The following is a 10800-nucleotide window of genomic DNA, read 5'->3' as shown; positions in this document are numbered from 1 at the left end:
CTGATAAAACAGCAAAAGCCCAAAGCTGCCGGTTAAGTGAACCGTGCCGCTTTGGGCTTTTGGGTTATAAAATAGAATTTTTCAATACATGTACACTCTGCATTGCTTCTTCCACTTTTCTGCCAGGTTTCATTTCCAGCAGTCTACACATAAAAACACCAAAGGGCCAGCGTGCAGTGCTGGCCCTTTGGTGCGGTATAGGAAAACATAAAAAAGAGAATGGCAATGTTATTGGGTGTACCTGAAAATTCAAAATCCAAGCAGTTGGCTTCAGGTTCACCTTGGGGCGGCCTCACACGCCGCCGGGCAAGATCACACGATCTTGCGGGATTTGTGAACGCCGGTCTTTAAGAATTCGACCCATTCGGCCACGTTCACGGCGTGGTCGCCAAGGCGTTCCAGATATTTGGTCGCCATGAACAGATCCAGCGCAGTCTCTGCTTCGGTGGGGTGGGCGGCAATGTACTGGGCAATTTCGCTGCTGATGCGCGCGAACGAGGCGTCGATGACGTCATCATGGGCGATCACTTCCGCGGCAACGGCAAGGTCCACCTGCACATAGGCGGCAATGGAGCGCTTGACCATCTTCAACACATCATCGCCCATTTTCAGGATATCTTCCAGCACGCCCACGGCATCGGTGGATTTGGCGTGCAGGTGCAGTACCAGCTCCGCAATATCGCTGGCCTGGTCGCCGATGCGCTCCACATCCGTTACCATTTTCAGGGCTGTACTGACCTTGCGCAGATCCGAAGCCACCGGCTGCTGGCGCAGCAGCAGCTGCAGGCAGCGGTGTTCGATCTCATGTTCGCCTGCGTCGATCTGGCTGTCCCGCGCAACCACGCTGCGGGCCAGTTCAATATCATCATTGCGCAGGGCAGTCAGTGCGCTTTCAATGGCGGCACCGGCTTCGTGACCCATGCGGGCCAGCAAGGTATCCAGCTGCAAAAGCTCTTCATCATAAGATTTACGCACACTAGGCATGGTATTGCTCCTCCGATCAACCAAAACGGCCGGAAATATAATCTTCCGTGCGCTTGTCCACAGGGGTGGAGAACAGGCGTTCCGTATCGCCCATTTCCACCAGCTCACCCAGCAGGAAGAACGCCGTCTTATCTGAAATACGGGCGGCCTGCTGCATGTTATGGGTCACGATTACGATGGTGTAGCGGTCCTTTAATTCCAGAGCCAGCTCTTCCACCTTGGAGGTGGAGATGGGGTCCAGGGCGGAGGTCGGTTCGTCCATCAGCAGAACTTCCGGCTCCACCGCCAGGGCGCGGGCAATGCACAAACGCTGCTGCTGGCCGCCGGACATGCCCAGCGCGCTTTTGTTCAGGCGGTCCTTCACTTCGTCCCAGATGGCAGCGCCGCGCAGGCTTTTTTCCACAATTTCATCCAGCTGCGCCTTACTGCGCACACCGTGGGTGCGGGGACCGTAGGCGATGTTATCGTAAATGCTCATCGGGAAGGGGTTGGGCTTCTGGAACACCATGCCAACCCGCTTGCGCAGCACATTGACATCCATCTTATCCTTATAGATATCCACACCGTCCAGCAGGATATCGCCGGAAATGCGGCAGCCTTCCACCAGGTCGTTCATGCGGTTCAGGCTCTTCAGGAAAGTAGACTTGCCGCAGCCGGAAGGACCGATGAACGCCGTGATCTCTTTTTCGGGGATGGCAATATTGATATTTTTCAGTGCATGGAAGCTGCCGTAATACAGGTCCATGTTTTTAACTTCGAATTTATTCATCATGCAGTTCCTTTCGGCATTACTTTTTGGCAAGGCGGCCGGCAATAAAGCTGGACAGGCTGTTGATGAGCAGCACCAGGATCAACAGCACCACGGCAGTGCCGTAGGTTTCATTGATATGCAGGCCCTCGTTGGAAAGCAGATACATATGGGTGGCAAGGGTACGTGTGGAGTTGAACACGCTGGCGGGCACGGCGGCAACGGTGCTGGCCGTGTAGATCAGGGCCGCGGTTTCGCCTACAATGCGGCCCGTTGCCAAAATCACGCCGGATAGGATGCCCGGCATGGCGCTGGGCAGCACAATGGTGAATACGGTGCGCAGCTTGCCGGCCCCCAGGCCAAAGCTGCCCTCGCGGTAAGAATCCGGCACTGCAAGCAGCGCTTCCTCGGTGGTGCGCATGATGACCGGCAGCACCATGATGGCCAGCGTGAAGGCACCGGCGATCAGGCTGTAGCCCCATTTGAGCTGCATGACAAAGAACAGCATACCGAACAGACCGTATACGATGGAGGGGATGCCCTGCAGCGTTTCGGTGGTGATGCGCACCACCTTGACCAGCTTGCTGCCGCGTTTGGCGTATTCCACCAGCCAGACCGCAGCAAAAATGCCCAGCGGTGTGGCAATGGCCAGCGAGAACGCCGTCATCAGAATGGTATTGATAAGCGCGGGCATCAGGGATACGTTGTCGGAATTATAGGTCCACTCAAACAGGGACGGCTTGAGGTTGGGAATACCGTTGACCAGGATATAGCCGATCAGGAACACAAGGATCGCCACGGTAATCAGGGCCGCCAGCCGCACCAGCCAGCGCATGACAAGGGCATACGCGCGGGCCGCCATGCGGTTTTCGTGGCGGGTGGGGGGAACGATTTTCGCATTTGCGTGGGTCATATCATCGGTTTTACCGGCGGTTGCAGCAAAATCAGCCATTCTTTTTGCCCCCCTTTACCAAACTAAAGCAGAGATTGATCAGCAGAATGAAAACGAACAACACAACGCCGGTTGCGATCAGCGCTTCGCGGTGCAGGTCTGCAGCGTAACCCATCTCGATGACGATGTTGGAGGTCATCGTGCGCAGCCCCTGGAACAAGCCCTTGGGCATCCAGGTCTGGTTGCCGGCAACCATCACAACGGCCATCGTTTCGCCGATGGCGCGGCCAACACCCAGGATTACAGCGGACATTACGCCGCTTTTGGCGGCGGGCAGCACCGCGCAAAACACGCTGCGCTCATGGGTAGCACCCAGAGCCAGGCTGCCCTCGTAATAGCTTTGGGGCACAGCGTCCAGGCTGGTTTTGCTGACCGTGATGATGGTGGGCAAAATCATGATGCCCAGCAGCAGGCTGGCGGTAAACAGGCTCATGCCCTTGCCGCTTTTCACGTGCAGCACAGTTTTGAAAAAGTCCGATTTGACCATAGCCTGCACCGCCGGGACCATAACGATCATGCCGAAGAAGCCGTACACGACCGAGGGGATACCGGCCAGCAGCTGTACCGCCGGCAACAGCACCTTGTTGATACGGGGCGATGCAAAGCGGGACATATAGATGGCCGTCAGCAGCCCAATGGGCACCCCCACAATGATCGCGCCTGCGGTGACATAGATGCTCCCCAGGATCATGGGCAGGATGCCGTACAGGTTGTTGCCGGGTTTCCAGGTGGTGCCAAGCAGGAACTTGAGGGAGCCGATCTCAAAAATGGTGGGCAGGCCGTTTGCAAATAAGAAGATGCAGATCAGCGCCACGGCCAGAATGGAGATGCATGCGCAGGCGGTAAATACACCCTGCATGACGATCTCTTTCAGGTGCGAAGTTGTTGTTTTCATTTTCCCATACTCTCCTGTCTTTGCTCAGGAACGATATACCGATGGCTTTCAAAAAACGGCCGTTGCCGCCTTTTGCCGCCGCAACAGCCGTTTTTTTTAGAAAGGGGGATTACTGAACGTCTGCCCAGGTGGTCAGCTCGCCGGTGTAGATGCCTTTGATCTGGTCAACGGTCAGGTTATCAGTGGGGTTGTCGTTGCTGACGATAACAGCAATGCCATCCTTTGCCAAGACAGTCGCCTTTGCGCCGCCCTCAACCTCAGAATCTTTCAGCTCACGGCTGGCCATACCGATGGTGTAGGTGCCATCCAGTGCGCCGGAAACGCCGGTGGTGGAGTCGCTGGTCTGGAGTTCCAGGGTTGCGTTGGGGTTCACGGTCTTATACGCTTCGATCAGTTTTTCCATCAGCGGGGAAACAGAGGAGGAACCGCCAACCACGATCTTGCCTGCGGGCTGGGTGCTGGTGTAATCAGCGCCAACATCGCCGATGTAACCTTCCTCGGTGGCCAGGGCCTGACCGTCGGTGCTCATGCAGTAAGCAATGAAGTCCACGGCAACGGGGTCGGCAGCTTCGCCGTTCGTAACGATGTTGAACGGACGAGCCAGGGTGTAAGTACCATCCTTCACGGTGTCAGCGCTGGGGGCAACGCCTTCCACGGTGACAGCCTTGACATCATTGTTCAGAGAACCCAGGCTGATGTAGCCGATTGCGGTCTCATCGTTGGAAACAGCGGTCAGAACGCCGTTGGTGGAGCTCTGGATGGCAGCCGCCTCGGTGGTGTTATCAACCTTTTCGCCTGCATCGTTCTTGGCTTCCACACCGGTCAGCTCGATGAAAGCGCCGCGGGTGCCGGAGCCATCCTCACGGGAAATCACGGTGATGTCCTGATCGACATCGAAATCGCCGGCAGCCGGTGCAGCAGCGGCTTCACTGGAAGCAGCCTCACTGGAGACGGCCTCGCTGGAAACTGCTTCGCTGGAAGCAGCGGAGGATGCCGGGCTGGAACCACAGGCGGCCAGGCTGAGAGCCAGAGCAGCAGCAACTGCAACGGAAACATTACGCTTTAACATAAACTTTCTTCTCCCTTAATTGTATCTGTTATTCTATCTCACACATTCGCTCAGGGGTTCGTGTTTTCCTATTCGTTCTTCCTGAGTGCGTATTTATTGTACCGCGCTGTTTCCCCAGTATCGACCATCGTGCAGTACAATCCGGGTAAAGCTTTGGTAATGGAAACTTCCCTTTTGCAAAGTTTGTGTAAAGTTGCCCAAAATCAATACGCCAAATTTTTACAATGTGCCAATTTTGGCAGTTTTCTTGCGTTGATTCGACATTTTACACGATCTTTACAATTCTTTTACTGGCTTTTGGTGTTCATAAAGCCCTGTTTTCTATTATAATAGGTAACGGTATCGTGCCATTGTGGGCATGTGCAAAACGATTTGATTCGGTTTTGCTCCGGGTGCGGCTGCACCCAACAATGAAAACATAACAAAAGAGAAATGGAAGTGTAACCCCCTGTATGAGCATTTTTAATGTGTTCACGCTGATGGGCGGTATTGCCATGTTCCTTTACGGCATGGACCTCATGGGCAAAGCCCTTGAGCAGACCGCTGGCAGCAAACTGCAAGGCATCCTTTCCAAAATGACGGCCAGCCCGGTGCGCGGGCTGCTGCTGGGCATGGTCATCACTGCAGTGATCCAGTCCAGCGGTGCCACCACCGTTATGGCGGTCGGCTTTGTCAACTCCGGCCTGATGGAGCTGCACCAGGCTATCGGCGTCATCATGGGCGCCAACATCGGTACCACCGTTACCGGCTGGCTGCTCTCGCTTTCAGGCCTGGAGGGTGATTCCTTCGCCATCCAGATGCTGAACCCCAACGCGTGGGCCCCCATCCTTGGCTTTATCGGCATCTTCCTTTATATGCTGGGCAAGGATAAGGACCGCCGCAGCGGCGTGGGCAAGATCATGGTAGGCTTTTCCGTCCTGATGGCCGGTATGAACACCATGTCCACCGCCATGAGTCCTCTGGCCGATGAGCCCTGGTTCATGGACCTGTTTCTGAGCTTCAAAAACCCGGTTCTGGGCGTGCTGGCCGGTGCCGTGCTGACGGCTGTGCTGCAGTCTTCCTCCGCTTCGGTGGGCATTTTGCAGGCCCTCACCTCCACCGGTGCCGTCACCTATGCGGCGGCGGTTCCCATCATCATGGGCCAGAACATCGGCACCACCGTTACCGCGCTGATCTCCTCTGCCGGTGCCAACAAAAATGCTAAGCGCACCGCATTTGTTCATCTGTACTTTAACCTCATCGGCACGCTGGTGTTCCTGTGCGGTTTTTATGGGCTGCATGCGCTGTTGGGATTCTCGTTCTACAGCGAAACCGCCAACACCTTTGGCATTGCCATTGTGCACACGATATTCAACATTGTGACCACCGCCATCCTGCTGCCGTTCAACCGCGTGCTGGAAAAGCTGGCCATCCTGACCGTGCCGGACAGCAAGGATCAGGCGGGCGAGCAGCATTCCCTGCTGGACGAACGCCTGCTTTCCACCCCGTCCGTTGCCGTTGGCCGCGCTATGCTGACCGGCGGCGATATGGCCGAGATCTGCCGCACCTCCCTGCTGCAGGCTATGTCCCTGACCCACAAGTGGGATGAAGCCATTGCCGACGAGGTGAACCGCAAGGAAGACGCTGTGGATCATTACGAGGACGTTCTGGGTACCTATCTGGTCAAGCTGAGTGCCAAGGCACTTTCCCGCGAGGACAACCGCACCATCAACACCCTGCTGCACACCATCAATGACCTGGAGCGCATCTCTGACCACTCGGTCAACCTGCTCAAGGCCGGGCAGGAAATTCAGGAAAAATCCATCCACTTCAGCCACGAAGCGATCGATGATCTTTCCGTTCTGGAGGCCGCCGTTCAGGATATCGTGAACCGCACCGTGGATGCGTTCCAGAAGAACGACTGTTACGCCGCCGGCAAGATTGAGCCGCTGGAGCAGGTTGTGGACGGCCTGGTGCGCGAAGTCAAAACCCGCCATATTGCCCGCCTGCAGGCCGGCGCCTGCACCATTGAGTACGGTTTTGTGCTGGATGATTTGCTGACCAACTATGAGCGCATTGCGGACCACTGCTCCAACATTGCCGTTGCCATGATTGAAGTATCGGAGGACCGCTTTGATACCCATGAATACCTGAACCACATCAAAAACGGTGAAAGCCCCAGTTTTGAAAAGCGCTATGAGCGCTACCGCGGCCGCTATACCTTTGAGCCCGGCCCCAGCGGAACTGCCGCTGCACCGGAGCAGAAAAAATAATTATCGCAGGGCTTTCCCCTGTAAAATGGGCCGGGACCTGTGGCATATCGCAGGTTTCGGCCTGTTTGTTTGGAGGATCTTATGATCTATATTGTTGAAGATGACGCATCCATCCGTGAGCTGGAGCAGTATGCTCTGCAAACCAACCAGTACACCGTCCGCGGGTTTGAGGACGGGGCTTCCTTCTGGGCTGCCGTGCGGGAGACCGTGCCCGACCTGGTGATTCTGGACGTTATGCTGCCCGATGAGGACGGCTACCAGATTTTGGGCCGCCTGCGGGAGACCGCCGCGACCCGCACCGTACCAGTCATCATGGTCACAGCCAAAACCAGCGAGATTGATGTGGTAAAAGGGCTGGACCACGGTGCAGACGATTACCTCTGCAAGCCGTTCGGCATTATGGAGTTCATCAGCCGCGTCAAGGCGGTGCTGCGCCGCGCCAGCACCGCACCAGCCAGCACCACCACCCTGCGGTTTGGAGACATCACGCTGGATGACGTTGCCCGCACCGTTACGGTGGACGGTGAGCCGGTGGAGCTGACCTTTAAGGAATATTCGCTGCTGCATTTCTTTTTGGAGCATCCCGAAGAAGTTCTGGCCCGCGAGCGCATCATGAAAGCCGTGTGGGATACCGACGACCTGTTGGAAAGCCGCACCATTGACATGCACGTGCGGACCCTGCGCCAAAAGCTGGGCCACGCCGGGGACGCCATCTGCACCGTGCGCAAGGTGGGGTACAAACTGTCCGCCAAGGGCACGGAGGCCGGGGAAGATGCCTGATACCGCCGAAACCGCCCACATCACTGCGCCGCGCAGCATGGCTCACCTGTTGCGCACCACTTTGATGGCTGTGGGTATTTTGTCCCTCCTGCTCAGCGTGGTGGGGGCAGCGCTGCTGTTCCAGCACGCTTTTGCCGAGCAGTTTGACACCGACCTTTCCCGCACGGTGGAAGCTATTGCGGTGGGGTATGAGCATTCTGCCGACCCACAGCCAGAGCAGCTGGCCCAGTATGCAGACGGCCTGCGTCTGACCCTTGTGGCCCAGGATGGCACCGTTTTGTACGATTCTGCCACTGCTGATCCCAGCACCTTGCCCAACCATGCCAACCGCCCAGAGATCCAGCAGGCTATGGCAGAGGGCACTGGTGCCAGCGTGCGCCGCAGTGCAACCCTTGGGTACGACACCCATTACTATGCCGTGCGCCTGACGGACGGAAGCGTTTTGCGGCTGGCGGACGAAACCAGCAACATGTGGAGCAGCTACAACCGCGTGCTGCCCGTTCTGGTGGCCGGGTGCATCCTTATCATCATTCTGGCGCTGGTGCTGGCGCAGGTCATTACCAAGCATCTGGTGCAGCCCATCACCCGAATGGCGGAGCACCTGGACTGCATCGAGGCCAATGTGCCGTATGAGGAGCTGATCCCGCTGGCGCACACGGTACAGTCTGACCGCAAGCTGCGGGAGGACAATGAGACCATCCGCCGGGAGTTTACCGCTAATGTCAGCCACGAGCTGAAAACCCCGCTGACAAGCATTTCCGGCTATGCAGAGCTGATTGAAAACGGCATGGCAAAACAGGAGGACATTCCCACCTTTGGCCACCGTATCCACAAGGAAGCCCAGCGCATGATCACGCTGGTATCGGATATTTTGCAGCTTTCGGAACTGGACGGCATGAGCAAGCATCAGGAAAACAGCCCCACCGCCGATTTTGTACCGGTAGACCTTGGCGTGCTGGTCAAAGATGTTGCCACCAACATGACGGTGAACGCCCGCAAAGCCTACATTACGCTGCAATACAAAGTACAGCCCGTTACGGTGCGCGGCAGCCACGACCTGTTGACCGAGCTTGTAACCAACCTGTGCGACAATGCCATCCGCTACAACCGGCCGGGTGGCCATGTGGAGCTGAGCTGCGGCACCAATGCGGACGGTTGCCCGTATTTCTGCGTGGAGGACAATGGCATCGGCATCCCACAGGACAGCCAGAGCCGCGTGTTTGAGCGCTTTTACCGAGTGGACAAATCCCGCTCCAAGGCGACCGGCGGAACAGGCCTGGGGCTCGCCATTGTCAAGCATATCGCTGTTCTGCACGGTGCGCGCATTGATCTGGAATCCACCGTCGGCACCGGCACCACCATCCGCATTATCTTCCCGAAGATGTGAGGTTCTATTTACGGGAGATTGGCGGTCTTTTTGAAAAAAGTCCTGGCGAAAAACTTTAATGGCGATAGAATAGAATTATAGGGCAATACCGCATAATTCCCGCCTTACGGCTTAAGCACCGCTTCGGCGGCTGCGGCACGGCATCTGCGTTGCCAAAATGCTCGATAAGACATCCAGTATTATCTGCGCTTTTGGCTTAGCATCTGCCGCACCTCGCTCGCCGTATCGGCACTTAGAATTATGCGGTATTGCCATAGAAATAGAAAAAGGCACGTGCTTACATCTTTGAGGGATGGGGCACATGCTTTTTTCTTTTCTTGTTCCTTGCGCCAGTTTTCACTTGCAACCAGGCAAAGTTCCGGCGGGGTCAGCGGGACGACAGCAAGCATCGTCCCCTACACATGATTTGCAATGTTTAAGGCATGGGGCGTATGACTGGCGAAATTTAGGCTCGTCAGTCACCCCGCCCTCCCCCTTTATTTTCCCGTCAACCGTCCCATGTCTCCCTCCCGCGCACAACATTTCCGGCAAAAGTTCCCCATTTCCCACCCTGCCACAGGGCAGTTTTCAACATTGACCACATTTTTTGCGGATAATTTCTCCTGTTTACGGTCAGTTTTCCACTATCTCTGCAAAATAATCACACGATATTTCGTCATCTATTCCTGCGCAATTTTGCAACTCTGAGTTTTCAACGTTTTTCACAGATTTTCCCACCGTTTCCACTGTGGAAAAGTTGAAAACATTGTTCAAAGACATAAATCTTTTACATTTACAGTTGTAACATCTTGGTTACATGCCTCGTTTATATATTATAGAAAGTTGAAATTTTCCGCCAAAGGAGGTTATCGTATGGGAATGCACAGCACTTATACCGCAACGCATTACAAGGATTTGAATATTGACTGGCAGGCGCGCGCCGTTACGCGCCACGGGGAGGATATTCTCCTGACCCCGCAGGAGTTTGCCCTGCTGCAAGTGCTGTTTGACCACCGCGGCCAGGCTGTAAGCCGCGGCGACCTGCTGCATACCGCCTGGGGTTACCCCTGCATCGGCATTACCCGCACGGTGGATGTACATATCCAGCATTTGCGCCGCAAACTGGGGCTGAAACAGGAGATCCAGACCATTTACCGTGTGGGGTATACCCTTTCCTGAACATAATTGGGAACACAAATCAATGGCAACACCGCACAATTCCCGCCTTGCGGCTTAAGCACCGCTCCGGCAGCTGCGGCACGGCATCTGCGTTGCCAAAATGCTCGATAATGTCGGGTTGCGGTACCCGCATCGTGCTTCGGGGGCAAAAGCCCCTCGCACTCTGCGACCGCTGCCCCTGCTTCGGTTCGCTGTTTCCGCCACTGGCGGCGCTCACCTTTGCAGCATCCAGTATTATCTGCGCTTTTGGCTTGGCATCTGCCGCACCTCGCTCGCCGTATCGGCACTTAGAATTATGCGGTATTGCCCAATATTTTTTCCGTTTGTGCCCGTCAAAGTCCGGTTTATCGCCCTTGCCTTGTGGTATAATGAGGGTATTCGGGTGTATCTGAAAAAAATCACGGCTGTTTTGCAGGCGCAAACCACAAAACTGCACTTGCGAAAAACCGCTTATTTTCGCCTTTTCAGGTACACCCAAGGCAAAAATGTAAGCAGCAGGCTTGACATTCCCTTGCGGCGGGGGTATCCTGAATACAGGAACAGAATTTAATCACTGCGTGGTTCTGCCCCGCGCA

Annotated in this window: 10 protein-coding genes; 4 read left to right on the top strand and 6 right to left on the bottom strand. The window is 55.8% G+C overall.

Features of this window, described 5'->3' with window-relative positions; genetic code table 11:
* Window positions 1-312: 312 nt before the first annotated feature.
* From phoU to PG062_RS04695, 5 genes are all read right to left on the bottom strand, one after another.
* The gene (gene phoU, locus PG062_RS04715) at window positions 313-984 is read right to left on the bottom strand and encodes a phosphate signaling complex protein PhoU (protein ID WP_270751408.1); all 672 of its coding nucleotides are present in this window, start codon (window positions 982-984) and stop codon (window positions 313-315) included.
* Between the two features lie 16 nt (window positions 985-1000).
* Window positions 1001-1753, bottom strand: coding sequence for a phosphate ABC transporter ATP-binding protein PstB (gene pstB / locus PG062_RS04710; RefSeq protein WP_333559384.1), 753 nt, complete (start codon window positions 1751-1753; stop codon window positions 1001-1003).
* Window positions 1754-1772: 19 nt separating this feature from the next.
* Complete coding sequence (pstA, locus tag PG062_RS04705; protein ID WP_270751652.1) at window positions 1773-2594, bottom strand: phosphate ABC transporter permease PstA; 822 nt, start codon at window positions 2592-2594, stop codon at window positions 1773-1775.
* Window positions 2595-2676: 82 nt separating this feature from the next.
* A complete protein-coding gene (gene pstC, locus PG062_RS04700) occupies window positions 2677-3579 on the bottom strand; it encodes a phosphate ABC transporter permease subunit PstC (RefSeq protein WP_270751407.1) in 903 nt (300 codons plus the stop codon).
* A 109-nt stretch (window positions 3580-3688) separates the two neighbouring features.
* Window positions 3689-4648: a substrate-binding domain-containing protein gene (locus PG062_RS04695; RefSeq protein ID WP_270751406.1), complete on the bottom strand. Its 960-nt coding sequence runs from the start codon at window positions 4646-4648 to the stop codon at window positions 3689-3691.
* A 452-nt stretch (window positions 4649-5100) separates the two neighbouring features.
* Between PG062_RS04695 and PG062_RS04690 the strand changes: the two genes are divergently transcribed.
* The 4 genes from PG062_RS04690 (at window position 5101) to PG062_RS04675 (ending at window position 10225) form a co-directional block, all read left to right on the top strand.
* A complete protein-coding gene (locus tag PG062_RS04690) occupies window positions 5101-6900 on the top strand; it encodes a Na/Pi cotransporter family protein (RefSeq protein WP_270751405.1) in 1800 nt (599 codons plus the stop codon).
* An 81-nt stretch (window positions 6901-6981) separates the two neighbouring features.
* On the top strand, window positions 6982-7680 hold the full coding sequence (locus tag PG062_RS04685) for a response regulator transcription factor (RefSeq protein WP_114001146.1): 699 nt from the start codon (window positions 6982-6984) through the stop codon (window positions 7678-7680).
* The gene (locus PG062_RS04680) at window positions 7673-9067 is read left to right on the top strand and encodes a sensor histidine kinase (RefSeq protein WP_270751404.1); all 1395 of its coding nucleotides are present in this window, start codon (window positions 7673-7675) and stop codon (window positions 9065-9067) included. Before PG062_RS04685 ends, PG062_RS04680 begins: the two co-directional genes overlap by 8 nt.
* A gap of 852 nt (window positions 9068-9919) precedes the next feature.
* On the top strand, window positions 9920-10225 hold the full coding sequence (locus PG062_RS04675; protein WP_114001280.1) for a winged helix-turn-helix domain-containing protein: 306 nt from the start codon (window positions 9920-9922) through the stop codon (window positions 10223-10225).
* A gap of 19 nt (window positions 10226-10244) precedes the next feature.
* Here PG062_RS04675 and PG062_RS04670 read toward each other — a convergent pair whose 3' ends face one another.
* Window positions 10245-10703, bottom strand: coding sequence for a hypothetical protein (locus PG062_RS04670; protein WP_270751403.1), 459 nt, complete (start codon window positions 10701-10703; stop codon window positions 10245-10247).
* Between the last annotated feature and the right edge of the window lie 97 nt (window positions 10704-10800).

The organism is Gemmiger qucibialis (genome assembly GCF_027689445.1).
Classification (GTDB): Bacteria; Bacillota; Clostridia; order Oscillospirales; family Ruminococcaceae; genus Gemmiger; species Gemmiger qucibialis.
Note: the sequence above shows the minus strand (reverse complement) of the source record. Positions and strands in the feature narration are given on the sequence as shown.

Coding starts and splice junctions, on each gene's coding strand:
- pstA (WP_270751652.1), bottom strand. CDS start 2,594: ATGGCGGCCCGCGCGTATGCCCTTGTCATGCGCTGGCTGGTGCGGCTG.
- PG062_RS04695 (WP_270751406.1), bottom strand. CDS start 4,648: ATGTTAAAGCGTAATGTTTCCGTTGCAGTTGCTGCTGCTCTGGCTCTC.
- PG062_RS04685 (WP_114001146.1), top strand. CDS start 6,982: ATGATCTATATTGTTGAAGATGACGCATCCATCCGTGAGCTGGAGCAG.
- pstC (WP_270751407.1), bottom strand. CDS start 3,579: ATGAAAACAACAACTTCGCACCTGAAAGAGATCGTCATGCAGGGTGTA.
- PG062_RS04690 (WP_270751405.1), top strand. CDS start 5,101: ATGAGCATTTTTAATGTGTTCACGCTGATGGGCGGTATTGCCATGTTC.
- phoU (WP_270751408.1), bottom strand. CDS start 984: ATGCCTAGTGTGCGTAAATCTTATGATGAAGAGCTTTTGCAGCTGGAT.
- pstB (WP_333559384.1), bottom strand. CDS start 1,753: ATGAATAAATTCGAAGTTAAAAACATGGACCTGTATTACGGCAGCTTC.
- PG062_RS04675 (WP_114001280.1), top strand. CDS start 9,920: ATGGGAATGCACAGCACTTATACCGCAACGCATTACAAGGATTTGAAT.
- PG062_RS04680 (WP_270751404.1), top strand. CDS start 7,673: ATGCCTGATACCGCCGAAACCGCCCACATCACTGCGCCGCGCAGCATG.